General features: G+C 65.9%; 24 protein-coding genes and 6 tRNA genes. 11 read left to right on the top strand and 19 right to left on the bottom strand.

Annotated elements, in window-relative coordinates; all coding sequences use genetic code 11:
- Window positions 1-42: 42 nt before the first annotated feature.
- From AC5P98_RS00835 to AC5P98_RS00825, 3 genes are read right to left on the bottom strand one after another with little or no spacing between them, the layout of a single operon-like run.
- The gene (locus AC5P98_RS00835) at window positions 43-432 is read right to left on the bottom strand and encodes a nuclear transport factor 2 family protein (RefSeq protein WP_049405685.1); all 390 of its coding nucleotides are present in this window, start codon (window positions 430-432) and stop codon (window positions 43-45) included.
- A complete protein-coding gene (locus AC5P98_RS00830) occupies window positions 429-1,196 on the bottom strand; it encodes an MBL fold metallo-hydrolase (RefSeq protein WP_032958196.1) in 768 nt (255 codons plus the stop codon). Before AC5P98_RS00830 ends, AC5P98_RS00835 begins: the two co-directional genes overlap by 4 nt.
- Window positions 1,196-1,945 carry a 3-deoxy-D-manno-octulosonic acid kinase gene (locus AC5P98_RS00825; RefSeq protein WP_032958195.1) on the bottom strand — a complete coding sequence of 250 codons (750 nt, stop codon included), beginning with the start codon at window positions 1,943-1,945 and terminating at the stop codon, window positions 1,196-1,198. Before AC5P98_RS00825 ends, AC5P98_RS00830 begins: the two co-directional genes overlap by 1 nt.
- A 20-nt stretch (window positions 1,946-1,965) precedes the next feature.
- Between AC5P98_RS00825 and AC5P98_RS00820 the strand changes: the two genes are divergently transcribed.
- Window positions 1,966-3,012, top strand: coding sequence for a glycosyltransferase family 9 protein (locus AC5P98_RS00820; RefSeq protein ID WP_046429133.1), 1,047 nt, complete (start codon window positions 1,966-1,968; stop codon window positions 3,010-3,012).
- A gap of 18 nt (window positions 3,013-3,030) precedes the next feature.
- Here AC5P98_RS00820 and AC5P98_RS00815 read toward each other — a convergent pair whose 3' ends face one another.
- Entirely contained in the window at window positions 3,031-3,435 is a 405-nt protein-coding gene (locus AC5P98_RS00815; protein WP_014646159.1) for a DUF6165 family protein, read from the bottom strand.
- A gap of 712 nt (window positions 3,436-4,147) precedes the next feature.
- Window positions 4,148-4,238 (bottom strand) — tRNA-Ser (locus tag AC5P98_RS00810).
- Between the two features lie 165 nt (window positions 4,239-4,403).
- Here AC5P98_RS00810 and AC5P98_RS00805 point away from each other — a divergent pair.
- The gene (locus tag AC5P98_RS00805; protein ID WP_014036153.1) at window positions 4,404-5,108 is read left to right on the top strand and encodes a PP2C family protein-serine/threonine phosphatase; all 705 of its coding nucleotides are present in this window, start codon (window positions 4,404-4,406) and stop codon (window positions 5,106-5,108) included.
- A 111-nt stretch (window positions 5,109-5,219) separates the two neighbouring features.
- Here the strand turns inward: AC5P98_RS00805 and dnaQ are convergent, their stop codons facing one another.
- From dnaQ to AC5P98_RS00790, 3 genes are read right to left on the bottom strand one after another with little or no spacing between them, the layout of a single operon-like run.
- On the bottom strand, window positions 5,220-5,951 hold the full coding sequence (dnaQ, locus tag AC5P98_RS00800; RefSeq protein ID WP_014036152.1) for a DNA polymerase III subunit epsilon: 732 nt from the start codon (window positions 5,949-5,951) through the stop codon (window positions 5,220-5,222).
- A 4-nt stretch (window positions 5,952-5,955) separates the two neighbouring features.
- Complete coding sequence (rnhA, locus tag AC5P98_RS00795) at window positions 5,956-6,408, bottom strand: ribonuclease HI (RefSeq protein WP_014646157.1); 453 nt, start codon at window positions 6,406-6,408, stop codon at window positions 5,956-5,958.
- A gap of 12 nt (window positions 6,409-6,420) precedes the next feature.
- Window positions 6,421-7,065, bottom strand: a complete 645-nt coding sequence (locus AC5P98_RS00790) for a methyltransferase domain-containing protein (protein ID WP_041863105.1) — start codon at window positions 7,063-7,065, stop codon at window positions 6,421-6,423.
- A gap of 11 nt (window positions 7,066-7,076) precedes the next feature.
- On the opposite strand from AC5P98_RS00790, the gene gloB reads away from it, so the two are divergent.
- Entirely contained in the window at window positions 7,077-7,841 is a 765-nt protein-coding gene (gene gloB / locus AC5P98_RS00785) for a hydroxyacylglutathione hydrolase (RefSeq protein ID WP_049404126.1), read from the top strand.
- Window positions 7,838-9,040, top strand: a complete 1,203-nt coding sequence (locus AC5P98_RS00780; RefSeq protein ID WP_046429131.1) for a lytic transglycosylase domain-containing protein — start codon at window positions 7,838-7,840, stop codon at window positions 9,038-9,040. Before gloB ends, AC5P98_RS00780 begins: the two co-directional genes overlap by 4 nt.
- Before the next feature lie 175 nt (window positions 9,041-9,215).
- On the opposite strand, the gene AC5P98_RS00775 is transcribed toward AC5P98_RS00780, so the two are convergent.
- The 11 genes from AC5P98_RS00775 to tig form a co-directional block, all read right to left on the bottom strand.
- On the bottom strand, window positions 9,216-11,171 hold the full coding sequence (locus AC5P98_RS00775; RefSeq protein ID WP_014646101.1) for a peptidyl-prolyl cis-trans isomerase: 1,956 nt from the start codon (window positions 11,169-11,171) through the stop codon (window positions 9,216-9,218).
- 181 nt (window positions 11,172-11,352) lie between these two features.
- Window positions 11,353-11,429, bottom strand: a tRNA-Asp gene (locus AC5P98_RS00770).
- 106 nt (window positions 11,430-11,535) lie between these two features.
- A tRNA-Asp gene (locus AC5P98_RS00765) sits at window positions 11,536-11,612 on the bottom strand.
- Between the two features lie 87 nt (window positions 11,613-11,699).
- Window positions 11,700-11,776, bottom strand: a tRNA-Asp gene (locus AC5P98_RS00760).
- A gap of 83 nt (window positions 11,777-11,859) precedes the next feature.
- Window positions 11,860-11,936: transfer RNA gene (locus AC5P98_RS00755), tRNA-Asp, on the bottom strand.
- Window positions 11,937-11,962: 26 nt separating this feature from the next.
- Window positions 11,963-12,037, bottom strand: a tRNA-Val gene (locus tag AC5P98_RS00750).
- Window positions 12,038-12,048: 11 nt separating this feature from the next.
- Window positions 12,049-12,321 carry an HU family DNA-binding protein gene (locus AC5P98_RS00745; RefSeq protein ID WP_004146343.1) on the bottom strand — a complete coding sequence of 91 codons (273 nt, stop codon included), beginning with the start codon at window positions 12,319-12,321 and terminating at the stop codon, window positions 12,049-12,051.
- 219 nt (window positions 12,322-12,540) lie between these two features.
- Window positions 12,541-14,988 (bottom strand): endopeptidase La, encoded by a 2,448-nt coding sequence (gene lon, locus AC5P98_RS00740; RefSeq protein WP_014646100.1) that lies wholly within the window; start codon window positions 14,986-14,988, stop codon window positions 12,541-12,543.
- A gap of 143 nt (window positions 14,989-15,131) precedes the next feature.
- Window positions 15,132-16,421, bottom strand: coding sequence for an ATP-dependent Clp protease ATP-binding subunit ClpX (gene clpX, locus AC5P98_RS00735; protein ID WP_014646099.1), 1,290 nt, complete (start codon window positions 16,419-16,421; stop codon window positions 15,132-15,134).
- 126 nt (window positions 16,422-16,547) lie between these two features.
- On the bottom strand, window positions 16,548-17,174 hold the full coding sequence (gene clpP, locus AC5P98_RS00730) for an ATP-dependent Clp endopeptidase proteolytic subunit ClpP (protein ID WP_019659528.1): 627 nt from the start codon (window positions 17,172-17,174) through the stop codon (window positions 16,548-16,550).
- A 74-nt stretch (window positions 17,175-17,248) separates the two neighbouring features.
- Complete coding sequence (gene tig / locus AC5P98_RS00725) at window positions 17,249-18,544, bottom strand: trigger factor (RefSeq protein WP_032961818.1); 1,296 nt, start codon at window positions 18,542-18,544, stop codon at window positions 17,249-17,251.
- Window positions 18,545-19,106: 562 nt separating this feature from the next.
- Here tig and AC5P98_RS00720 point away from each other — a divergent pair.
- From AC5P98_RS00720 to AC5P98_RS00690, 7 genes are read left to right on the top strand one after another with little or no spacing between them, the layout of a single operon-like run.
- Complete coding sequence (locus AC5P98_RS00720; RefSeq protein WP_495229822.1) at window positions 19,107-21,542, top strand: DNA-directed RNA polymerase; 2,436 nt, start codon at window positions 19,107-19,109, stop codon at window positions 21,540-21,542.
- A 44-nt stretch (window positions 21,543-21,586) separates the two neighbouring features.
- Window positions 21,587-21,730 carry a hypothetical protein gene (locus AC5P98_RS00715; protein WP_005412422.1) on the top strand — a complete coding sequence of 48 codons (144 nt, stop codon included), beginning with the start codon at window positions 21,587-21,589 and terminating at the stop codon, window positions 21,728-21,730.
- The gene (locus AC5P98_RS00710) at window positions 21,723-22,007 is read left to right on the top strand and encodes a hypothetical protein (RefSeq protein ID WP_005412421.1); all 285 of its coding nucleotides are present in this window, start codon (window positions 21,723-21,725) and stop codon (window positions 22,005-22,007) included. Before AC5P98_RS00715 ends, AC5P98_RS00710 begins: the two co-directional genes overlap by 8 nt.
- Entirely contained in the window at window positions 22,007-22,165 is a 159-nt protein-coding gene (locus AC5P98_RS00705; protein WP_154267700.1) for a hypothetical protein, read from the top strand. Before AC5P98_RS00710 ends, AC5P98_RS00705 begins: the two co-directional genes overlap by 1 nt.
- Window positions 22,165-22,830 carry a hypothetical protein gene (locus tag AC5P98_RS00700; protein WP_004154595.1) on the top strand — a complete coding sequence of 222 codons (666 nt, stop codon included), beginning with the start codon at window positions 22,165-22,167 and terminating at the stop codon, window positions 22,828-22,830. The genes AC5P98_RS00705 and AC5P98_RS00700 overlap by 1 nt, the downstream gene beginning before the upstream one ends.
- Window positions 22,814-23,251 (top strand): RusA family crossover junction endodeoxyribonuclease, encoded by a 438-nt coding sequence (locus AC5P98_RS00695; protein WP_480984510.1) that lies wholly within the window; start codon window positions 22,814-22,816, stop codon window positions 23,249-23,251. Before AC5P98_RS00700 ends, AC5P98_RS00695 begins: the two co-directional genes overlap by 17 nt.
- Window positions 23,252-23,614, top strand: a complete 363-nt coding sequence (locus AC5P98_RS00690) for an N-acetylmuramoyl-L-alanine amidase (RefSeq protein WP_004154593.1) — start codon at window positions 23,252-23,254, stop codon at window positions 23,612-23,614.
- Window positions 23,615-23,625 lie beyond the last annotated feature (11 nt).

The raw sequence follows: 23,625 nt of genomic DNA, 5'->3' as shown, positions 1-23,625 counted from the left end.
TCTGACCCCGGCTTCGCATTCTTGGCCCGGCATGGCGCCGCGCTACCCTGCCTCGGGCGTGCCCTGGTGGAACACCATGCGCCATCTGTCCCCGTGCCGGCGCCACAGCGAACTGCGCAGCACCCAGTGCTGCAGCTGCCCATCAAGGTGATGGCGGCTGCGGTAGCGCACCTGGGCCAGGTCCTGCGACAGCAGCCAGACGGCGTACTGCTCCGATTCGATCTGCACCTGGGCACGCTCCAGCGGAATCTCCACCAGCGCGGCCGCACGGTCGTAGCACTGGCCGGAGCTGCCGATCTCGCTGAAATCCTCATCCAGCAATGCGGCCAGTTGCTCGCGGTCGGCACGCACCTGCGGCGCATGCAGTGCACGCTCCAGCGCCTCCAGCCCGGCAGCCAACGCCGCACCTGCGGGCTGGCCGGTACCGCTCACGGCGGGTCCTGGGCCAGCACGTGCGGGGCGGTCGGGCTCGCCAGCGGCACGCACTGCCCCGGCTGCGCCACGCGGTGCCCACGCGCAGCCAGCGCCAGACCATCGGCCGCGCTGGCGTAGTGGTACAGCATCATCCGCGCCTGCAGTTCGGCGCTGTACTCACGCTCCAGATCGTCCACGCCGGTATGCGAGGGATTGCCGTGCAGGCCGCAATCGTGAGCGATCAGTTCGTTGTCACTGGCAAAGCGTGCCAGCATCTCCGGAATCGGCCGGGTATCGCCGCTCCAGGTCAGCGCGCCCTGCAGGCGCAGGCCATAGGCCGTCTCCGGCCAGTGGTGGCGCACCGGAAACACTTCCAGGCGCACGCCCTCGTGCCAGAACGCCTCGCCCACCACGATCAGCTGGAAGGCATCCCAGAAGTTCGCACCGCCCTCGGCCAGCACGTTCGGGTAATCCCCGATGCGCTTGTGCAGCAGCGGCACCACCGTGGCGGGCACGTACAGGCGCACCTTGCCGCGCCGGTGCGCATTGAAGAAGGTATCCACGAACAGGCGCTCGAAGCCGGCCACGTGGTCCAGGTGCACATGGGTGACGAACAGCGCCTGCGGCATCTGCCCGTAGTGCGCCTTGAACGCGGTCAGGCCTTCGCCACCACAATCGATGGTCAGCCATGGGCGCCCCTCCCGTTCAATCACCGACATCGGCGACCCCAGCTCGACCGCCGACGCATTGCCGACGCCGAGGAAACGCAGCGACCAGTCCATCAGGTGCCCCGGTTCCAGGCCATGTCATAGGCACGGCGCAGCCGCGCGTAGTCCTTCTGCACGTCTTCCACGCTGCGCTCGCCGCGCAGCTTGATCAGCGAGCGCAGCAGGCGCTTGAGGTTGCGCTCGCGCCAGGCGGTCGCCGGGATGCGGATCACGCCGCGGTCGAAATCGATCAGCCAGCCATGGCCGCTGCCATCGAACAGGATGTTGTGCGCGTTGAGATCGGCATGGTCCAGGCCGGCACGATGGAAACGGGCAATCAGGCGCCCGGTCTCCTCCCAGGGAGCCCCCCGGCCGGCCACCAGTGCGCGGTCGGCCAGCGAGCGCACGCCCTCGATCCGCTCCATCAGGATCGCCGCCCGGTAGCGCAGGCCCTCGCGCATGTAGAACGCGGCGATCGGCCGTGGCACCGGCAGCTTTTTCTCGCGCAGGGCGCGCATCAGGCGGAATTCGGCGAAGCTGCGGGTCCGGTCCGAGCCGCGCCAGAGGTACTGGTCATGGCTGATACGGGCCGCCATGCCGCCGCGCAGGTAGTGGCGCAGCACGCTGGCACCGAACGGCGCATCGACGAACCAGGCGCTGCCGCGGCCGCCCTCGCCCACCGGCCGGGCCCTGCTGCCCCAGTGCTGGGGCGAGAACAGGCCGATCTCGGCTTGCCGCAGCCGCTCGCGGTCGAACAGAATGGCCCCGATGCCGCGACCCTCGCGGCATGGCGTCAGCGCTTCATTGGCGTCGAATGCGACCATTTCATTGAGTCTAACAACACATGGCATCAGCGTCCTCCTCCTTGTGCCTCCTGCGCCTGTCCGCACTTGGCGATGTCACCCACGTGGTGCCCCTGGTGCGTACCCTGCAGGCCGCGCGCCCGGACACGCCGATCCACTGGATCATCGACAAGGTCGGCCACAAGCTGCTCGACGGCCTGCCCGGCGTCACCTTCCATGCCTACGACAAGAAGAGCGGCATGGCCGGGGTCAAGGAACTGCGCAGGCAGCTGCCGCCGGGGCGCTTCGAAGCGCTGCTGCAGATGCAGGTCGCGTTCCGCGCCAACCTGCTGTCGGCCTTCATTCCGGCCGAGCGCCGCATCGGCTACGACCGCAGCCGCTCGAAGGACCTGCATGGGCTTTTCATCAACGAACGCATTCCCGACCGTCCGGGCATCCATGTGCTCGATGCCATCGGCAGCTTCTGCGAACCGCTGGGCCTGCGCCAGACCGAGGTCAGCTGGGACCTGGCCGTGCCGCAGTCGGCATATGAGTGGGCCGCCGCGCAGTGGCACGACGATGGTCGCCCGGTGCTGATGATCTCGCCGTGCTCCAGCCACGTGCGCCGCAACTGGTACGCCGACCGCTACGCCGCCGTGGCCAACCACGCGGTCACGCGCGGCTGGCAGGTGGTGCTGTGCGGCGGCCGCAGCGAACTTGAGCGCAGCATGGCCGACGCCATCCAGGCACAGCTGCACACGCCGGCGCTGGACCTGGTAGGCAAGGACACGCTGAAGCAGCTGCCCGCCCTGCTGGCCCGCGCCAACCTGGTGATGACGCCCGATTCCGGCCCGATGCACATCGCCAACGCGATGGGCGCCAAGGTGCTGGGCCTGCATGCGGCCAGCAATCCGAACCGCAGCGGCCCGTACTCGGATCGTCGCTATTGCGTGGACCGCTACGACGATGCGGCACGCAAGTACCTCGCCAAGCAGGCCACCGATCTGAAGTGGGGCACCAAGATCGAGTTCGACGATGTGATGGAACTGATCACCGTGGAAGACGGTATCGCTGCCTTCGAACGCTACGTCGCCGACCACCTGGGGTGAGCGGCAGGCCGCCCGGGATTACACGCGCTGCGCGTAATCCTGATAGGACTTCTCCTCCACGTACGCCGAGCCCAGTGCGAGGTTGATCGCCTTCTTGATGCGCGCGCGTTCGTCATTGCGCAGGTACACGCTGCGCGCCAGGTCGATGAAGCCCTGGTCGAACGCCTGCGCCTTCTCCTTCAGCCGGATGTCGTCCTCGATCTCCCACAGCTGCTCGTTGACCACCTTCAGCTCGGCACGCAGCCTGGCGATGTCCTTCACGGCCGCCGGGTGTGCCATCCAGGTCTGCTCCAGCGCCGACAGCTCCCTGCGCACGTTGGCCAGCTTGCCCTCGTCGCTGATGCGCTCGGACTTGATCTGCAGGATCGAAATCTTGTCCAGCAGCTCGCCGAAAGAAACGGGAACGAGGATTTCAGCGGTCATGGGGAAAAGCTCCAGCAGGTGATGCGTACATGGTAACCCGCAGCGTCCGCACGGATATCCCCGGTAGATCCACGCCATGCGTGGATGAGCCTGCCAGCAGGAACAGCGTCCACGCACCGCGCGGATCTCAGTGATGCATCTGGAGGACCAAGCCCCTCTGTTGAGGGGCTGCCCCGACAGGGGCGGGGAGAGGCCGGCAAAGGGAGGGGCCCACAGGTTGCACAGCAACGTGTGGGGCGACGCGCAGAGCGCGTCGCGTCCCGCGCCAGATCAGTACAGGGTCACTACGGCGTGATGCCCGCCGCGCATCCACGCACCGCGCGGATCTCAGTGATGCATCTGGAGGACCAAGCCCCTCTGTTGAGGGGCTGCCCCGACAGGGGCGGGGAGAGGCCGGCAAAGGGAGGGGCCCACGCGTTGCGCAGCAACGTGTGGGGCGACGCGCAGAGCGCGTCGCGTCCCGCGCCAGATCAGTACAGGGTCACTACGGCGTGATGCCCGCCGCGCATCCACGCACCGCGCGGATCTCAGTGATGCATCTGGAGGATCAAGCCCCTCTGTTGAGGGGCTGCCCCGACAGGGGCGGGGAGAGGCCGGCAAAGGGAGGGGCCCACACGTTGCACAGCAACGTGTGGGGCGACGCGCAGAGCGCGTCGCGTCCCGCGCCAGATAAAGAAAAAGGGCTGCCTTTCGGCAGCCCTTTTTCTTTATCTGGCGGAGAGGGGGGGATTCGAACCCCCGAGGCGCTATAAACGCCTGCCTGATTTCGAGTCAGGTACATTCAACCACTCTGCCACCTCTCCGGGTGGTCCCCGGCGGACCGGGGACGCGCATCATACGAGGAAGTCAGGCCGACGACAAGTCATTCCGGTCAATGAAGTGAAAATTTCCTGGATGCATGCCTTGCCGGATGCCCGCAGCCCCCCGATGATGCCTGTCTCCCCAGCAATACCCCGCCCCTGCACACCATGATCGAATTCGGACACCTCACCCACCCCGGCCTGCGCCGCGAGCTCAACGAAGACACCTACTACGGTGACAGCGAGCTGGCCCTGTGGCTGGTGGCCGATGGCATGGGCGGCCACGCCTGCGGCGAGGTGGCCAGCGCGCTGGCGCGCGAAACCATCGTGCGCGAGATCCGCCGTGGCGCGCCGCTGGCCCAGGCCATCCGCACCGCCGACGAAGAGATCATCCGCGCCTCGCGGCGGCGCAACGACACCCTGCCGATGGGTACCACCGTGGTCGCCGCACGCGTGCAGGGCAATCGCTATGAAGTGGCATGGGTCGGCGACAGCCGTGCCTACCTCTGGCGTGACGGCCAGCTGGCACAGCTCAGCCAGGATCACAGCGTGGTGCAGGAACTGGTCGCGCAGGGCAACCTGACGGCCGAACAGGCACGCGCGCATCCACATCGCAACGTGGTCACCCAGGCGCTGGGCGTCACCGATCCGGCACATCTGAACGTGGCCACCACCAGCGGCGAGCTGCGCCCCGGCATGCAGCTGCTGCTGTGCAGTGACGGCCTGACCGAGGAAGTGGACGACCGCGGCATCGCCCGCACCCTCGCCTTCGAGGATGCAAGCGCACAGGAATGCGTGGACACGCTGGTCGCCGCCGCGCTCGACGGCGGTGGCCGCGACAACATCAGCGTGATCCTGGTGCGCTGCCATTAACCCGTAGATCCACGCCATGCGTGGAGGCGGTAGTGCCGGCCGCTGGCCGGCTCACCGGGAAACGTGTTCACGCAGATGCCGGCCAGCGGCCGGCACTACCTCTTCCAGGCATTACGCGCTGGCGGGCTCTTCCACCTTCGGCCCATCCCACAGTGCGTGGCCGGCCTTCTTGCGCAGCCGCTCCAGCCGCGCGGCATGCGCTTCCAGCTCCGACGGCGTGGCCACTACGCGCGGGCGCGGCAGCAGCTTGCTGGTATCGAAGGCCTGCAGTGCCGCACCGGCGCCACCGCCATCGTCATCCCCCAGGCCGAATCCGATCTCTTCCTGCCCCGAGGTCAGCGCGATGTAGACGTCGCCCAGGATCTGCGCATCGAGCAGGCCGCCATGCAGCGCACGGTGCGAGTTGTCCACGCCCAGCCGCTTGCACAGCGCATCCAGCGAATTGCGCTGGCCCGGGAAGCGCTCGCGCGCCATCACCAGGGTATCGATCACCGTGCAGCGATCGGTGATCTTCCCGTACTGCGGGCCCAGCAGCGACAGCTCGTTGTCGAGGAAGCCCAGGTCGAACGCCGCGTTGTGGATGATCAGCTCGGCGCCATCGATGAAGGCCAGGAACTCATCGGCGATCTGCGCGAAGTCCGGCTTGTCAGCCAGGAACTCCAGGGTCAGGCCGGTGACTTCCTGCGCGCCCTGTTCGAACTCGCAGTCCGGCTTGATGTACTGGTGGTAGTTGTTGCCGGTCGGGCGGCGCTTGAACAGTTCCACGCAGCCGATTTCGACGATGCGGTTGCCCTTCTTCCATTCCAGGCCGGTGGTTTCGGTATCGAGGATGATCTGACGCATGGGCTCAGTTTACCGGGCTGGCGTCGCGGATCTGGATGGCCGCGTTGCGCGCCAGCGTATCCACCCGCTCGTTGTCCGGGTCACCGGAGTGGCCCTTTACCCAGCGCCAGTCGATCTGGTGCCGCAGCGTCGCGGCATGCAGGCGCTCCCACAGCTCGCGGTTCTTCACCGGGTCGCCGCCGGCGGTCTTCCAGTTCTTGCGGATCCAGCCGGGCAGCCACTGCGTCAGGCCCTGCCGCACGTACTGCGAATCGGTATAGAGCACGATGTTGCAGGGCTCGGTGAGCGTCTCCAACCCGGAAATGGCCGCCATCAGCTCCATCCGGTTGTTGGTGGTGTGCGCTTCGCCGCCGCTCAGTTCACGCTCGTGGCCCTTGTAGCGCAGCAGCGCAGCCCAGCCGCCGGGGCCGGGATTGCCAAGGCAGGAACCGTCGGTGTGGATTTCGATGGTTTTCAATACAACTCCAGATCAGGTGGCAACGGTGCCGAGCCAACGCACCGGCAACGGTTTCGGCCCGGGCAGGGCCAGCGTGCGCTTTTCAGCATGGAACAGGCAGGCCGCGCGCAGCGGCGCCCAACCGCCCGTGCGGCGACTGCCTGCACCGCGCCAGAGCGGGCCGAGGTAACGCATATCGTCGCACTCCAGCCCGTGGCGGCCGAGCAGCAGGCGGATCCGCTGTGGCGTGCGCACCACCAGTCCGTGCTGGCGCCAATGCGTGCGGTAAGGGCTGAACGGGTTGAGGCTGCTCAGCCACAGGTGGCCGCCCGGCATCAGCACGCGCTCGCACTCGTCCAGCAGTCGCTCCGCATCGCCCGCGGTCACATGCTGCAGCACGACCGCGTTGACGCTCTCGCTGGCCAGCGGCAGCGGCAGCGCACAGCGGGTGTCGCCGGCATAGCCCTGGCCCTGCCGGAACAGCCGCAGCCCGCGCCCGCCCAGCTGCGCATCCTCCAGCCAGGCCGCACTCGGTGCGATCCACAGCCAGGGCTGCGTCGGCAGGACAGACAGCTGCGGCAGCAGCAACTGCCGCTCCAGCACGCGCAAGGAGCCCGCCGGTTCAGTGTCGAACCACGGGGCCTGGCTCGCTTGACGGGTGCTCTGCAGCGCGGGCATGGTCCAATTCTATGCGACTGACTGCCCTGCCCGCATTTGCGGACAACTACATCTGGACGTTGATCGACGACGCTGGCGCCGCCGTGGTCGTCGATCCCGGCGATGCCGCGCCGGTGCTTGCGCTGGCCGATCAGGGCCTGCGCGTGGACACGATCCTGCTCACCCATCACCACGATGACCACATCGGTGGCGTGCCCGCGTTGCAGGCACGTTTTCCCGGCGTACGGGTCATCGCGCCCGTCGAGGAGCGCATCCCTGCAGCGACCGAGCTGGTCGGCGAAGGTGAACGCGTTCAGGCACTGGGCCGGACGTTCCACGTACTATCCGTGCCCGGGCATACCCGCAGCCACATCGCGTTTCACACTGCTGAACATCTTTTCAGCGGAGATTCGTTGTTCAGCCTGGGCTGTGGACGCCTGTTCGAAGGTACGCCGTCCCAGCTGCTGGCATCGATGCGCAAGCTGGGTACCTTGCCCGCGCAACTGCTGCTTTGTTGCGCCCACGAGTACACCGTGTCAAATGCCGTCTTCGCGCGGCATGTCGACCCCGCCAACGCTGCCCTGTGGCAGCGCCAAGAGGAGGCTTTGGCCATGCGCCGCGATGACCGTTCCACCCTGCCGGTAACCCTGGCCAACGAATTCGACTGCAATCCGTTCCTGCGCGTGCACACGGCGCCGATCCGCGCGGCAGTGTCGGCGCACCTGGGCCGCGACGTCGTTGACGACGTCGACGTCATGGCCGGTCTCCGGCACTGGAAAGACGGCTTCCGCGCATGATGCGCCGAAGTCTGCCGCTGGCCCTGGGCCTGGTCCTGGGGCTGGCCGGAACCGCCGGTGCCCAGTCGCTGGGCGCGGGCATCGGCCAGAACCTGGCCGCCGCGGCGGCCCTGCCGCTGGATCCGGCCGCGTTGCCGGCCGCGTCGGTCCGCAATGGCCAGGAGATCTTCTCCAGCTTCCGCGACGGCCTGGCCGAGCCCACCTGCAATGCCGAGGCCACCAGCCCGCGCTGGCAGAAGCAGTTCGCCCACGCCCCGTCGCGCCTGGCCAACCAGGATGACGATGCGCTGGTGCTGTTCGGCTACGTGGTTGAAGAGCTGCGCAAGGCCAACCTGCCTACCGAATTCGCACTGATCCCGTTCGTGGAAAGCGGCTACCGGCCCAATGCCCGCAATGGCAGCGGCCCGACCGGCCTGTGGCAGTTCATCGCCACCACCGCGCGCAACCACCGCGTGCCCATGGCCAACGGCTACGACGGCCGCCTGTCGGCGGTCGATTCCACCCAGGCCGCAGTGCGCTACCTGAAGACCCTGCACGGCATGTTCGGCGGCGACTGGCGCCTGGCCACCATGGCCTACAACGCCGGTGAGTACCGCGTGTTGCAGTCCATGCGCAAGGCGGGCATGAACGCGCAGAACGCCAAGCCGTCGGCGCTGCCCGGCCTGTCGCCGGTCACCCATGCCTACGTCGAGAAGCTGCATGCCCTGGCCTGCGTGCTGGAAGACGTGGAAGACCAGCCGGGCGTGATGGCCTCGCTGGACCGCACCGTGCCGGTGCTGAAGGACCACACCCTGCCCGCCGGCACCAGCGTCCAGCAGTGGGCCGCACAGCGCGCCCTGGACCCGGCCAGGATCGCCCGCCTCAACCCCGCCCTGGCGGGCGGTGGCCGCGCCTCGTCGGGTACCACCCGCGTGCTGGCTCCTGTCTCGGCTGCCAATGCGACGGTGGCGGACACCGCATCCGCCCTGGTCGCCAGCGCTGCGCCAGTCGCCACCGCAGCACCGACGCCGCAGGTGGCCAAGACCGTCGCCGCGATCGCTGATCGTCCGCGCAGCCGCCGCCACACCGTGCGTGATGGCGAGTCGGCCTGGACCATCGCCCGCCGCTACGGCATGCCGGTCAAGGCCCTGTTGTCGCTGAACGGCCTGAGCGGCAGCAGCGTGCTGAAGCCTGGCGCCGTGCTGCGCGTGGAAGACTGAGTCCGGCGCGGCACCGCCGCGCCCTGCCCTGTTTCCTGCAGAGCCGAGCCCTTGCTCGGCTTTTTCATGCCTGCGCCCGGCAGACGCAGTCGAGCATGGCTCGACGCTACACATCGGCAGGCACAAAAAAAGGCCCGGCAGTGCCGGGCCTTTCTCATGGATGCAGCCGCAAGGCTTACAGGTTCGCCTCGGTGGTCTGGATCACGAACTTCTTGCGCATCGCCTCGATGTAGGCCTTGGCCGCGGCCATGCCATCGATCTGGCTCAGCTGTTCCTTCAGCTGCTTCTGCTGCTCTGCAGTCACTTCCTTGATGTCGCCCGGATTGACCTTGTTCACCGCGAACAGCAGCGCGTGGCCATTGACGTCGACCTTGCCATAGCTCGGCTTGCCTTCGGCCGGCACCGGCGCACTGAAGATCGCGCGGTTGATTTCCGGGGTCGGCACCGGCTGGCTGCGCGGCAGGCCCGGCATCGGGCTCAGCTGCAGCTTCTCGCTGGCGGCCAGCGACTGCAGGGTGGCACCCGCCTTCAGCTTGGCCAGGATCGCATCGGCCGCCTTGTCGCTGGCCTGGCGCTGGCGGTCAGCGCGGATCGCGGCGATCACCTGGTCACGAGCCTTGTCCAGCGGCAGGGCCTGTTCCGGGGTGTGCGCAGCCACGCGGATGACCACGCTGTGGTTGGTCGCGCCCCCCAGGGCGATCGGGTCACTGGCGGTGCCGTCCTGCACCAGCACGTCGGAGAACGCCGCACGCAGCACGGCCGGGTCAGCGGCAATGCCACTGGCGGTCGCGCGGGTGATCGGGCCCAGCGTCTGCAGCGGCAGGTTCACTTCCTTGGCGGCAGCGGCCAGGTCGCTCGGGCTCTTGTTGATGGCATCGACCAGGCGACCGGCCAGCTCGTTGAAGCCACGCTCACCGTCGGCCTTCAGCTGTTCGGCGGCCAGCGTGTCACGCACTTCCTCGAACGACTTGCCCTGGCCACCGCGCACAGCGGCCACCTTGATGATGTGGTAACCGAACTCGGTCTTCACCGGGCCGATCACGTCTCCGGCCTTGGCCGCAAACAGCGCGTCCTCGAACGGCTTCACCATCGCACCGCGCTCGACCCAACCCAGGTCACCGCCCTGGTCCTTGGAGCCCGGATCTTCCGAATTGGCCTTGGCCAGCGCGCCGAAATCGGCACCAGCGGCCTTGGCTTCGGCAGCGATCCTGTTCGCCTTGGCTTCTGCACCGTCACCGGTGATCAGGATGTGCGAGGCCTGGCGCTGCTCCGGCGAGGTGAACTTCGCCTTCTCGTCTTCATAGCGCTTGCGCAGGGTGGCTTCATCGGCCGCCGCCGGTGCCGGCAGGTTCGCGCCGTTGATCTCGACGTACTCCAGCGACACGCTCTCGGCCTGGCGGAAATCCTTGCCGTGGCTGTCGTACCACTGCTTGATCTGCTCATCGGTCACCGGCGCGGTATCGGCCGGTACGGGCGGCAACGCGGCCAGCTCGACGTCGCGGGTTTCGCCCAGCAGCTTCAACAGGCGCTCGGTCTCTGCCTGGGTGACGAAGCCGGAGCTCTGCAGGCCCGACGGAATCACCGACTGCTGCAGGCTCTCGCGCACCAGCTCCTGGAACTGGGTCGGCGTACGCGGCGGGTTGCCGCCGGCCAGGGCCAGGCGATAGTTGTTCTCGTTGAACTTGCCGTTCGAATCGAGGAATGCGGGCATGGTCGCGATGTACTCGCGCACCGCGCCGTCGCCGATCACCACGCCCGCCTGCTCACCGACCAGGCGCACGACCTGCTCGTCGATCAGCTGGTCGAGCACGGCCATCTTGTTCTCGGTGCTCTCGAACGCGCGCGGGTCGAAGTTGTCGCCCTGCTGCTGGCGCTCACGCATGCGCTCCTGCTCGAAACGCGTGCGGAAATCCTGCGAGCTGATCTCGTGGTGCTGCCACAGCATGCGCACCGGCCACCACGACGGCGCCGAACGCCACCAGGTCGGCGGCGCGGAAACCTTGGCCACGTTCTGTGCGCCAACGCCACCGAGGTAGCTGTTGTCGATCACGAACAGGAACGGAATCATCAGCAGCCCCAGGATCACAGTGACGATCCAGCCTGAGGTCTTGTCGCGGAGTTTCTGCAGCATGGTGAGGAATCACAAGGCCTTATTGGCGAGCCCGGCAGTGTAACCCGCTTCGCCGCAGGGACCAAAAGCAGCGCCAGCGCGGCCTGCGCCCACATCGGCAGGCATGCGCCATCCGTGTGTCGGCCATTTCCACCATGGCGCAAAGAAAAAGCCCCCGGCTTGCGCCGAGGGCTTTTGAAGTTGGCGGAGCGGACGGGACTCGAACCCGCGACCTCCGGCGTGACAGGCCAGCATTCTAACCAGCTGAACTACCGCTCCGCGCTTGAACTTTGCAGGCGCCCAGTATATCCGAAGACTCCTTGGAAACCCAGCCCGATGAACACTTTTTTCAAAGTTTTTTCACAGGGACTTAAGAATTCTGCAATGGCGGAGCGGACGGGACTCGAACCCGCGACCTCCGGCGTGACAGGCCAGCATTCTAACCAGCTGAACTACCGCTCCGTTCTTGCAAAAACCTTTTCGCCTTCCTTCCGAACCTGTCGGTGAGAAGACAAGGCCCCCAGCTTCAGGCCGGGGGCCTCGATGTAGTGGCGGAGCGGACGGGACTCGAACACGCGACCTCCGGCGTGACAGGCCAGCATTCTAAACAGCTGAACTACCGCTCCGCGTTGTTACCTTTTTTGCTTTGAGCCGGCCTGGACCGGGGAGAAAACAAAGCCTCCAGCTTTTGGCCGGAGGCCTCGTTGAATGGCGGAGCGGACGGGACTCGAACCCGCGACCTCCGGCGTGACAGGCCAGCATTCTAACCAGCTGAACTACCGCTCCACACTCAAACTTTTACCGCGGTGCTGTGGTGGGTGCTGAGGGTTTCGAACCCCCGACCCTCTCCGTGTAAAGGAGACGCTCTACCGCTGAGCTAAGCACCCCAGCGAGCCGCTTAGTTTACAGCATCCTTCAGGGCCTTACCAGCCTTGAACGACGGATTCTTCGAAGCAGCGATCTTGATGGTGTCGCCGGTCTTCGGGTTGCGGCCGGTGCGGGCAGCACGGTCGCGGACCTGGAAGGTACCGAAGCCAACCAGGGTGACCGCATCGCCGTCCTTCAGCGCCTTGGTGACGGCAGCAACGACGGCATCGACAGCGCGGCTGGACTCGGCCTTGGTCAGGTCTGCAGCTTCAGCAACGGCATCGATCAATTCGGTCTTGTTCATTCTCTACAACTCCTTTGGCGGTGGGTTCCGCTTATTCGACAGGGAAGCAACCGCACGCGCTCTGCATGCGGCCGCCATGTGGAAACGGTTCGCCGAATTCAGCGATCGCCAGACTGCGATCACTCATTCGCGAGTGCTGCTTTTATACCAGTGGCCCTACCCCCACGCAAGCTGGAAAGCCAGCAACGACGCGGGTTTCGGGCCATTGGACAGCGCGCGTCAATGCTTGACGCGCGCGTTTCCACTCGGTTTGGCCTTGCTGCGCACCGTGACACGTTGCGCACTCTTGCGCGCCTTCTTCGGTGCCAACGGACGCTCCAGCGCCAGGTCCAGGACTTCTTCGATGTACTTCACCGGCACGATCTCCAGATCGCGGGTGACGTTGGCCGGGATGTCGGCCAGGTCCTTGCGGTTCTCCTCGGGAATGATGACCGTGCGGATTCCGCCACGCAGTGCGGCCAGCAGCTTCTCCTTCAGTCCACCGATGGCCGTGACGCGACCACGCAGGGTGATCTCGCCGGTCATCGCCACGTCGGCACGCACCGGCACCTTGGTCAGCATCGATACCAGCGAGGTGACCATCGCCGCGCCGGCACTCGGGCCGTCCTTCGGCGTAGCGCCATCGGGCACATGCAGGTGCACGTCGTGCTTCTGCAGGAAGTCGCTGTCGATGCCGAAGCCGACGGCGCGCGAACGCACCACCGACAGCGCCGCTGAAGCCGATTCCTTCATCACGTTGCCGAGCTGGCCGGTCAGGATCAGCTGGCCCTTGCCCGGCACCAGCGTCGATTCGATCTGCAGCAGATCGCCACCCACCTCGGTCCAGGCCAGGCCGGTGACCAGGCCGATCTCGTTCTCTTCCTCGGCACGGCCGAAGTCGAAGCGACGCACGCCCAGGTACTTGTCCAGGTTCTTGCTGGACACGCTCACCAGCGCCTTCTTCTTCGCGCCCTTCTTCGCCTTCACCGGCTGCGGGCCGGCCAGCGCGATCTCCTTCACCACCTTGCGGCAGATCTTGGCGATCTCGCGTTCCAGGTTGCGCACGCCCGACTCGCGCGTGTAGTAGCGCACGATGTCCTGGATGGCGTCACTGCCGATCTCCAGCTCTTCCGGCTGCAGGCCGTTGGCCTTGACCTGCTTGGGCACCAGGTAACGGGTGGCGATGTTGAGCTTCTCATCCTCGGTGTAGCCGGGGATGCGGATCACTTCCATGCGGTCCAGCAGCGGGCCGGGAATGTTGAGCGAGTTCGAGGTGGCCACGAACATCACTTCAGACAGGTCCAGGTCCACTTCCAGGTAGTGGTCGTTGAACGCGTTGTTCTGCTCAGGGTCGAGCACTTCCAGCAACGCCGAGGACGGATCGCCGCGGAAGTCCATCGACATCTTGTCGATCTCGTCGAGCACGAACAGCGGGTTCTTGCTGCCGACCTTGTTGAGGTTCTGCACGATGCGGCCCGGCATCGAACCGACGTAGGTGCGACGGTGGCCACGGATCTCGGCCTCGTCACGCACGCCGCCCAGCGACATGCGCACGAACTTGCGGTTGGTGGCCTTGGCGATGGACTGTCCCAGCGAGGTCTTGCCCACGCCCGGCGGCCCGACCAGGCACAGGATCGGGCCCTTCATCTGCTTCACGCGCGACTGCACCGCCAGGTATTCAAGGATGCGTTCCTTGACCTTCTCCAGCCCGTAGTGATCGGCATCGAGGGTGTCCTGCGCCACCTTCAGGTCCTTGCGAACCTTGCTGCGCTTCTTCCACGGCACGCCCAGCAACCACTCCAGGTAGTTGCGCACGACCGCCGCTTCGGCCGACATCGGCGACATCTGCTTGAGCTTGTTCAGCTCGTTGCGCGCCTTGGCCTCAACGGCCTTCGGCATGCCGGCCTCGGCGATCTTGCGCGCCAGCTCTTCCAGCTCGCCAGGCGCATCGTCCAGGTCACCCAGTTCCTTCTGGATGGCCTTCATCTGTTCGTTGAGGTAGTACTCGCGCTGGCTCTTCTCCATCTGCGACTTCACGCGGCCGCGGATGCGCTTCTCCATCTGCTGCACGTCGATCTCGCCGTCGACCAGGCCGACCAGCATCTCCAGGCGGTCACCGACGGCCAGCGTTTCCAGCAGGCGCTGCTTGTCGGCCAGGCGCACGCTGATGTGCGCGGCGATGGTGTCGGCCAGGCGCGCCGGCTCATCGATGCCCGACAGCGTCTGCAGCAGTTCCGGCGGCAGCTTGCGGTTGGTCTTCACGTACTGCTCGAACAGCGACATCAGCGAGCGGGCGATCGCCTCGACCTCGCGCGCTTCGCGCTCGTCGCTGGCGTCGATCTCCACGGCCTGGCCGTGCAGCGAGCCGTTGCGCTCGTCAACGTGGGTGACCTGCACGCGCGACAGGCCTTCGACCAGCACCTTGATGGTGCCGTCGGGCAGCTTCAGCAGCTGCAGCACCTGCGCCAGCGTACCGACCTGGTAGAGGTCGGCCGCATGCGGGTCGTCGGTTTCGGCCGACTTCTGCGCCAGCAGCAGGATGCGCTTGTCCGCCTCCATTGCCTGTTCGAGCGCGTGCATGGACTTGTCACGGCCGACGAACAGCGGAATGACCATGTGCGGGAACACCACTACGTCGCGCAGCGGCAGGACCGGCAGGTCGAGGGTTTCACTTGGGGAACGGGCCATGGGGGCTCCAGGGAAGGGGGAAAACCGCCTCCGGGAGGGCATCTTCCGGAGACAAAAAAAGCCGATGGCCCCGTTATGGGGCCATCGGCTTTCAGATGCAAGGCATTCCTTGAAAATCCTTTCCAATCAACAACCTGGAAGGATCACTCGGCGCCTGCGGCCTTCTGTTCAGGGACCGCCGGGGTCTGGTAGATCAGGTACGGCTCGGACTTGTGCTCGATCACCGATTCGTCCACCACCACCTTGCTGACGTTTTCCTGCGACGGCAGGTCGTACATGGTGTCCAGCAGGACCGATTCGACGATGGTGCGCAGGCCACGGGCACCGGTCTTGCGCTTGAGCGCCTTCCTGGCGATGGCCGACAACGCGTCCGGACGGAACTCCAGCTCGACGTTCTCCATCTCGAACAGCTTCTTGAACTGCTTGGTGATGGCGTTCTTCGGCTCGGTCAGGATCTTGATCAGGGCCGGCTCGTCCAGCTCCTCCAAGGTCGCCACCACCGGCAGGCGGCCGACGAACTCCGGAATCAGGCCGAACTTGATCAGGTCTTCCGGCTCGACTTCGGCCAGCACCTTGCCCACTTCCTGCTTGCGCTCGCTGCTCTTCACCTTGGCGCCGAAGCCGATGCTGCCGACGTCGGTGGAACGGGCCTGGATCACCTTGTCCAGCCCGGCGAACGCGCCGCCGCAGATGAACAGGATGTTCTTGGTGTCCACCTGCAGGAATTCCTGCTGCGGATGCTTGCGCCCGCCCTGCGGCGGAACGCTGGCCACGGTGCCTTCGATCAGCTTCAGCAGGGCCTGCTGCACGCCTTCGCCGGACACATCGCGGGTGATCGACGGGTTCTCGCTCTTGCGCGAGATCTTGTCGATTTCATCGATGTAGACGATGCCCTGCTGTGCCTTCTCGACGTCGTAGTCGCACTTCTGCAGCAGCTTCTGGATGATGTTCTCCACGTCCTCGCCCACGTAACCGGCTTCGGTCAGCGTGGTGGCGTCGGCCATGGTGAACGGCACGTTGAGCAGGCGGGCCAGGGTTTCGGCCAGCAGCGTCTTGCCCGAACCGGTCGGGCCGACCAGCAGGATGTTCGACTTCGCCAGTTCGACGTCGTCGTTCTTCTGCCGGCTCTCGATGCGCTTGTAGTGGTTGTACACGGCCACGGCCAGGGTGCGCTTGGCGCGGTTCTGGCCGATCACGTACTGGTCGAGGACCTCGAGGATCTCGCGCGGCTTGGGCAGCGAACTGCGCGCCGACTGCGCCTTTTCCTCAAGTTCCTCACGGATGATGTCGTTGCACAGCTCCACGCACTCATCGCAGATGAATACGCTCGGACCCGCAATCAGCTTGCGCACTTCATGCTGGCTCTTGCCGCAGAAAGAGCAGTAGAGGATCTTGCCGGTGTCCGTGGAACGACCTTGGCGGTCTTCGCTCATGCTTCGCTTACCCAGTTACCCCACCCGCTGAACGGGGGTTCGATTCGAGAATAGCACAGGGCCGAGGGGACACCAGTCCCGCCCGACCCTGCAGGAACGGGGCCTCCCTGGCCCCGTGAAGGCCGGTCAACCGGCCTGGATCGACTCATCCGGACGACGCTCCAGGACCTGGTCGACCAGACCGTAGGCCTGCGCCTCGAAGGCGCTCTTGAAGTTGTCGCGCTCGGTGTCGCGGGCGATCGTTTCCAGCGACTGGCCGGTGTGCTTGGCCAGGATCTCGTTCAGGCGCGAACGCAGGGTCAGGATCTCACGCGCGTGGATGTCGATGTCGGTGGCCTGGCCCTGGTAGCCGCCCAGCGGCTGGTGGATCATCACGCGCGAGTTCGGCAGCGCATAGCGCTTGCCGGCTTCGCCCGCGGCCAGCAGCAGGGCGCCCATCGAGGCGGCCTGGCCGATGCAGGTGGTGCTCACATTCGGCTTGATGTACTGCATGGTGTCGTAGATCGCCATGCCGGCGGTGACCACGCCACCCGGCGAGTTGATATAGATGTTGATGTCCTTTTCCGGGTTCTCCGATTCCAGGAACAGCAACTGCGCCACCACCACGTTGGCCATGTGATCGTCGATCGGGCCCACGAGGAAGATCAGGCGCTCCTTCAACAGGCGCGAATAGATGTCGTAGGCACGCTCGCCGCGGCTGGTCTGCTCGACCACCATCGGAACCAGGTTCAGGGCTTTGGTTCGGTTGTCCATTACGTGAGGTACCTATCTTGGGGGGCAACAACCCCGCGCCGGCAAAGGCGCGGGGCATCCGGTGATCCGCCGGCTTACTGGCGGATCGCGTCCTGGAACGACAGCTTCTCTTCGGTGTGCTGGGCACGCTCGGCGATCCAGTCGATCACCTGCTCTTCCATCACACGGTTCTGCAGGCCAGACATCAGCTGGGGGTCGTTACGGTACATCTCAATGACCTGCTCCGGCTCTTCGTAGGTCGAGGCGATCAGACGCATCGTTTCGTTCAGGCGCTTGGCTTCCAGGCGCAGGTCGTTGATGCGGGCCACTTCACCGACCAGCAGGCCGACCAGCACGCGCTTGGCGGCGGCGTCCTTGAAGCCTTCGTGGGCATCGGCCGGGATCTCGCCGACGTTCTGGCCGTTGCGGCGCAGCTGCTCGACCTGCTGGGCCAGCATGGCGCGGGCTTCGTTCTCGACCAGGCGCGGCGGCATTTCCACCGACGAGTAGGCCGCGATCAGCTGCTCGCCCACTTCGCGGCGCAGGCGGTTCATCAGCGCGCCCTTCAGCTCACGCTCCAGGTTGGCGCGGATGTCGCTGCGGAACTGCTCGACGTCGCCACCCTTCACACCGAAGCTCTTGATGAAGGCTTCGTCGACCGCCGGCACGACCGGCTCGGACACTTCGGCAACCTTGACGGTGACCTGCACGGTCTTGCCGGCCAGCACCGGCACGCGCCAGTCAGCCGGGAACTCGACGTCCAGGGTCTTCTCTTCGCCCTTGGCCAGGCCGACCAGGCCCTTTTCGATGGTGTCGAACATCATGCCCTGGCCGAGCACGATCGAACCCTTCTCGGTGCCCTCGGCCGGCAGGCGCTCTTCGCCGGCCTGCGACCAGGTTTCCACCGCGACCAGGTCGCCGTCCTGCGCGCCACGGCTGACCGGGGCCCAGGTGCGACGCTGGTTCTGCAGGTTCTCGATCATCTGGTCGATGTCGGCGTCGGTGATCTCGGCGGTGTGGCGCACGACGGTCAGCTTGCTAACGTCGATGTCGCCGAAGTCCGGCACCACTTCCACGGTGGCCACGAAGGAGAACTCACCCTCGTCGCCCTTGTCGATGCGCGGGCTGCCGACGACGCGCAGGTCGTGCTCGCGCACGGCCGCGTCGAAGGTCTCGCGCAGCAGGCCGTCCAGCGCCTCGCCACGGACCTGCGCGCCGAAGCGCTGCTCGATCACCTTGGCCGGCACCTTGCCCGGACGGAACCCCTTGATGCGGGTGGTACGGGCGATTTCGCCCAGGCGGCCGGCGATGTGGCTCTGCAGACGCTCTTCCGGCAGCGAGAAGCTCAGGCGGCGTTCCAGGTTGCCGGTGGATTCGATCGAAGCTTGCATGTTGACTCCTGCCACCGGTGGCCCAGGCCCCCGGCTCGATGATTGGGATGAAACGGTTGTTAGGACACGACGTCTGGGACGCGCCTGCTTGCCGCAGCCCTTTAGTTTCGCCCAATTCGGCCTGCACTGCCAGCGCGTGCCGGTCAAGGGGGCGCCGATGGCCCGATCAGGGCGGGGACAGGCCGGCACTGGTGCGAAAGGGGGGACTCGAACCCCCACGCCTTGCGGCACTGGAACCTAAATCCCGAAGCCCCTGCCGATTAGTGCTGACCACTCAACTACTTACAGCGTTCCAGTCTATCAGGTGACGCTTCGGGTGACATATAGGTGACGCCGGGTGCCGCGACAGGTGACACCAGGTGACGCCGAATAAAGTGGTCATCTTCGGCGGACCTCCTCCTAGGACAACCATTCAGAACTACTCATTGCTGTTCACCACCGAGGACTACTACAGTTCCACATAGGTCCACCCAGGACCAACAACCGAACCACTCAGGACCGTACCGGGCAGCCCCCGGTGCGGTCCTCCCGTTTTGACTTTTGCATCCCCCGAGGGCAAACGATGACGACTTGGCAAGAGAACGACCTGCACGCCGCCCAGCTCGAACTGGAGAAGGAAAGCACCAGCCTGGGCATTGCCCGCTACGAGAAGATCAGGGAGCAGCGCCAGGAGGCCGAGACCGGCCCCGGCCGCAAGCTGGTCATGGAGAGCATCGACGCCACCGCCGCCGCGATCATGGCGTTCGTGGCCGAAGCCGACACCGGCAAGCCGGGCAAGCGCCACGCCGCCCTCAAATTCATCCGCCACCTGAACCCCCACGCCCTCGCCTATCTGACCAGCTTCACCTGCGTCAACGCGCTGGTCGCCGATCACCGCAAGGCGGTGTCCGTGGCGATCACCCTGGGCCACGAGGTCGCCAACGAGATCAACTTCTCCCTGCTCCGCGAGAAGCACCCCGGCCTGTACCGGGTCGTCCAGGAGCAGCTCAAGAAGTCCACCTCGGCCCGGCACTCCACCGCCGTCATGCGGCACGTCATCGCCGACGCCGAGTTCGCCCCCGAGGACGACAAGCGCCTCTACCTGTCCGACAAGGACGCGCTGCTGGTGGGCATGAAGCTCATCGAGCTGTTCGTCGAGGCGACCGGGCTGGTCGAGCTGGTCACCGTCGCCGAGCGCGGCAAGCGCCACCTGCTCATCGCCGGGAATCAGAAGGTGCTCGACTGGCTGACCAAGGCCCACGACAGCGCCGCCCTGTACCAGCCGGTGCTGATGCCGATGGTCGTCCCGCCCCGTCCGTGGACCACGCCCCGCGACGGCGGCTACCTGACCGACATCGGCGGCCGGGCTGACCTCGTGCGTACCCGCAACCGCGCCTACAAGCGCGAGCTGGCGCTGGTCGATATGCCCAACGTCTACCAGGCCCTCAACGCCATCCAGGCAACCGCCTGGAAGGTGAACGTGCCCGTCCTAGAGGTCATGCGCGAGCTGTGGAACGCAGGCGGCGGTGTCGCCGGGCTGCCGGAGCGTGAGCTGATGGACCTGCCGAGCCGCCCTGCCCTGCTGGAGACCAACCCGGACTACTTCAAGGAGCACCACGCCGACGAGTTCAAGGAATGGAAGCGCGACCGCGCCAAGGTCTACGAGGCCAACGCGCGCAGCGTGTCCACCCGCCTCGCCGCCGCGCAGAAGATCGCCTTGGCGGAGAAGTTCGCCGAGTACCCCGCGATCTACTTCCCTCACAACCTCGACTTCCGCGGCCGGTGCTACCCCCTGCCCCCGACGCTGACCCCGCAGGGTGATGATGCGGCCAAGGGCCTGCTGACGTTCGCCCAAGGCGTGCCGCTCGGCGAGGACGGTGCCTACTGGCTCGCCATCCACGTCGCCAACTGCTTCGGCGTGGACAAGGTGTCGTTCGAGGAGCGCGTGGCCTGGGTGCGCGAGCACGAGGAGCAGATTCTCGACAGCGCCCTCGATCCGCTGGACGGCCAACGCTTCTGGATGGACGCCGACAGCCCGTTCTGCGCGCTGGCAGCGTGCTTCGAGTGGCTCGGCTACAGCCTCAACGGCCGCGATCACGTCTCCCATCTGCCCATCGCGCTCGACGGCTCCTGTAACGGCCTCCAGAACTTCTCGGCCATGCTCCGCGACTCCGTGGGCGGTGCAGCCACCAACCTGATCCCGCAGCCGAAGCCCGCCGACATCTATTCGCGCGTGAAGGACGTGGCCCAGGAGAAGCTGCGCGCCCGTGCCGAGAGCGGCGACCCGCTGGCGATCAAGCTGGACGGCCAGCTCACCCGCGACATCGTGAAGCAGCCGGTGATGACGCTGCCCTACGGCGTCACGAAGTCGGGCATGCGCGCCCAGGTGCTCTCCAAGTTCAAGAAGCTGGGCATGGAGGACGATTGGGAGACCGCCGAGTACCTGGCGACCCTGCTGTGGGAGTGCATCGGCGAGGTCGTGATCGCAGCCCGCGCGGCGATGGACTGGCTGCGTGACGCCTCCAAGGTCGCCTCGTCGGCCGACCTGCCGGTGAGCTGGACGACCCCCGCTGGCTTCCCGGTCCTCCAGGAGTACCGCGAGGAGGAAGGCGTCCGCATCCGGCCGCACGTCGGAGGCCGCGAGGTGAATTTAGTGGTCAACATCGGCGGTACTAAGCTCGACCGTCGCAGGCAGACCCTCGGGATCAGTCCGAACTTCGTCCACTCCTGCGACGCCAGCCACATGATGCTGACCACCTGCCTCGCGGCAGAGAACGGCATCGAGTCGTTCGCCATGATCCACGACTCCTACGGTACGCACGCGGGCCAGGCAGCAATCCTCGCCGCCGCACTCCGGCAGGCGTTCGTCGATCAATACAGCGGCGACGTACTGGCCGACTTCCGACAGCAACTCGTCGAGCAGCTCCCGCCAGAAGCGGCAGAGAAACTCCCACCCCTCCCGCCGCATGGCGACCTGGACCTCAGCCTGGTGCTGGAGTCGCGCTATTTCTTTGCCTAGTACATCCCCCTTTGGCAATTGATACCCCAAGCGAGAACATTAACATGAGCATCAACTACCAGCACGCACTGAACACCTACGTTGCCCAGGACCACTTCGGTGTGGTCCTCGGCATCTACAACCCGGCCGAACACGGCACGGTCGAGGAGTTCAAGCACCGCATGACGGAGCTGCACGCAGGTGCGTGATCGCGTCATCGACGGACTGCACTCACGTTCTGCCGAGAGCGCCGCGCGCGGCGCTTTCGTCGTGATCGACAGCGTGCAGTCCCTCGGCCACCCGGCCGATCAGGTGATCGGCTTGGCGTGCGCCTTCAAGAACTTCTGCGAAGTGCTCGGCCTCGATCCGATGGAAGTGCTGCGGGTCGTCTCGCGCATGGAGCAGGACTGCCGCTACCGGCAGGTCAACACCCTCAACGCCGTGCGCCGCTACGCGGAGCGCGAGCTGAAACCGCACTACCCGTGATGCGTGACCCGATCACCGACGCCTTCATCGACGAGGCGCTCATCGGCTTCGACATCGACGAAGCCTTCGGCATTTCCGCCGACACCCCGCTGACCGCCGCCGCTGACCTGTGGCGCGCGGGCATCTATCTCCCGACCAACTACGAGACCGACAACTGATGGCAACCAAGAAGCGCGAACGATTCGTCTCCCCCAAGGGCACCGCCGTGTGGCCGCGCCTGAACGAACCGGACACCAAGTTCAAGCCGGAAGGCGAATACACCGTGAGCCTGGCGTTCGACCCGAACGACAAGGACTTCAAGGCCCTGGCGAAGAAGCTGGAAACCCGGCGCGACGAGCTGTTCCAGGAGTTCCTGAGCGAGAACCCAAAGAAGAAGAAGGGTGCCGAAGTGGCCCCGGTGTTCACCGAAGAAACCGACGAGAACGGCGATGACACCGGCCGCGTGCTGGTGAAGTTCAAGATGAAGGCCAGCGGCGTCAGCAAGCGCACCGGCAAGAAGTTCACCATGCGCCCGGACATCTTCGACGCCCGCGGCAAGAAGATCGACAACCCGCCGCAGATCGGCGGCGGCAGCGAACTCAAGGTCTCCTACGAGATCGGCGGCTCGTTCGTCGAATCGGCCAAGAAGTTCTACCTGACCTGCTACATGGTCGCCGTCCAGGTGATCGAGCTGGTCGAGTTCGGCCAGCGCAACGCCAAGGACTACGGCTTCGGCGAGGAGGACGGCTACGAGGCCGCCGACAGCGCGCCGTTCAGCGACAGCGATGACGACTCGGACGACGACAGCGACTCCGACGACGAGGGCGATGACGGCGACTACTGATCCGCTGTCGGTCATCGTGGACACCGCGAGGGGGGCCAAGCATTTGGCCTCCCTCACGTTCCCGTTTGACCCGGTGCCCGCCTCGCGCCCGAAGGTTTCGCGCTGGGGCGTCTACTACGGCAAGACCTACAAGACCTGGAAGGAAGCCGCAGAGAAGCATCTGCCAGCCGGTGACCTGGACATGTCGCCGACCGATCCGGTTTTAGTGGTCATCATCGCGGTATGCAAACGCGCCAAGACCTCGAAGGCCGCGTTTCCCAAGGGCGACGTGGACAACCTCGCCAAGGGGCCGATGGACGTTGTGACCAAAGCCACCGGCTATTGGGCCGACGACAAGCAAGTCATGTGGCTGCTCTCCGGTAAGCGCTGGGCGCAGCCGGACGAAGAACCACGCACCGAAGTCCACCTCTACAAACTCTAAGTGCGCCTCAAACCTCTGGAATCGGTAGAGGCGCTGTTCGTCCTAGCCAGCATGACCCGCCCCGAGCAGGTCACGACTGGCGAAGAACTCGCACGCCTGCACCGCTCGCAGGGCTACTCGAAGATCGCCGTCCACTTCGTCATCGAACGTGACGGCTCGATCTACGACGGTCGCCCGCTGAATCAGCCCGGCGCTCTCGCCGGTAAGCACAACCAATCCGCATACCAAGTCTGCCTCCTGGGCGGCGTCAACGACGCCATGCAGCCCGAGGACAACTTCACCGAAGCCCAACACGCCGCGCTGCGACGCCTGCTCGCCGCCTACGGCAAGCCCGTCGTGTGGGCACCTGACTTCCCTCGATAGGAGAACCCAAC

Source organism: Stenotrophomonas sp. YJH_SMC_135 (genome assembly GCF_059372355.1).
This window is presented reverse-complemented; position numbering and strand designations above follow the sequence as displayed.

Bases quoted from the DNA above. Each gene is read 5' to 3' on its own strand.
- AC5P98_RS00705 (WP_154267700.1), top strand. From the start codon at position 22,007: ATGCGTGACCCGATCACCGACGCCTTCATCGACGAGGCGCTCATCGGC.
- AC5P98_RS00830 (WP_032958196.1), bottom strand. From the start codon at position 1,196: ATGGACTGGTCGCTGCGTTTCCTCGGCGTCGGCAATGCGTCGGCGGTC.
- AC5P98_RS00695 (WP_480984510.1), top strand. From the start codon at position 22,814: ATGACGGCGACTACTGATCCGCTGTCGGTCATCGTGGACACCGCGAGG.
- AC5P98_RS00815 (WP_014646159.1), bottom strand. From the start codon at position 3,435: ATGACCGCTGAAATCCTCGTTCCCGTTTCTTTCGGCGAGCTGCTGGAC.
- gloB (WP_049404126.1), top strand. From the start codon at position 7,077: ATGCGACTGACTGCCCTGCCCGCATTTGCGGACAACTACATCTGGACG.
- AC5P98_RS00790 (WP_041863105.1), bottom strand. From the start codon at position 7,065: ATGCCCGCGCTGCAGAGCACCCGTCAAGCGAGCCAGGCCCCGTGGTTC.
- lon (WP_014646100.1), bottom strand. From the start codon at position 14,988: ATGGCCCGTTCCCCAAGTGAAACCCTCGACCTGCCGGTCCTGCCGCTG.
- AC5P98_RS00745 (WP_004146343.1), bottom strand. From the start codon at position 12,321: ATGAACAAGACCGAATTGATCGATGCCGTTGCTGAAGCTGCAGACCTG.
- dnaQ (WP_014036152.1), bottom strand. From the start codon at position 5,951: ATGCGTCAGATCATCCTCGATACCGAAACCACCGGCCTGGAATGGAAG.
- AC5P98_RS00820 (WP_046429133.1), top strand. From the start codon at position 1,966: ATGGCATCAGCGTCCTCCTCCTTGTGCCTCCTGCGCCTGTCCGCACTT.
- AC5P98_RS00700 (WP_004154595.1), top strand. From the start codon at position 22,165: ATGGCAACCAAGAAGCGCGAACGATTCGTCTCCCCCAAGGGCACCGCC.
- AC5P98_RS00825 (WP_032958195.1), bottom strand. From the start codon at position 1,945: ATGGTCGCATTCGACGCCAATGAAGCGCTGACGCCATGCCGCGAGGGT.
- AC5P98_RS00720 (WP_495229822.1), top strand. From the start codon at position 19,107: ATGACGACTTGGCAAGAGAACGACCTGCACGCCGCCCAGCTCGAACTG.
- AC5P98_RS00775 (WP_014646101.1), bottom strand. From the start codon at position 11,171: ATGCTGCAGAAACTCCGCGACAAGACCTCAGGCTGGATCGTCACTGTG.
- clpP (WP_019659528.1), bottom strand. From the start codon at position 17,174: ATGGACAACCGAACCAAAGCCCTGAACCTGGTTCCGATGGTGGTCGAG.
- AC5P98_RS00780 (WP_046429131.1), top strand. From the start codon at position 7,838: ATGATGCGCCGAAGTCTGCCGCTGGCCCTGGGCCTGGTCCTGGGGCTG.
- clpX (WP_014646099.1), bottom strand. From the start codon at position 16,421: ATGAGCGAAGACCGCCAAGGTCGTTCCACGGACACCGGCAAGATCCTC.
- tig (WP_032961818.1), bottom strand. From the start codon at position 18,544: ATGCAAGCTTCGATCGAATCCACCGGCAACCTGGAACGCCGCCTGAGC.
- AC5P98_RS00805 (WP_014036153.1), top strand. From the start codon at position 4,404: ATGATCGAATTCGGACACCTCACCCACCCCGGCCTGCGCCGCGAGCTC.
- AC5P98_RS00715 (WP_005412422.1), top strand. From the start codon at position 21,587: ATGAGCATCAACTACCAGCACGCACTGAACACCTACGTTGCCCAGGAC.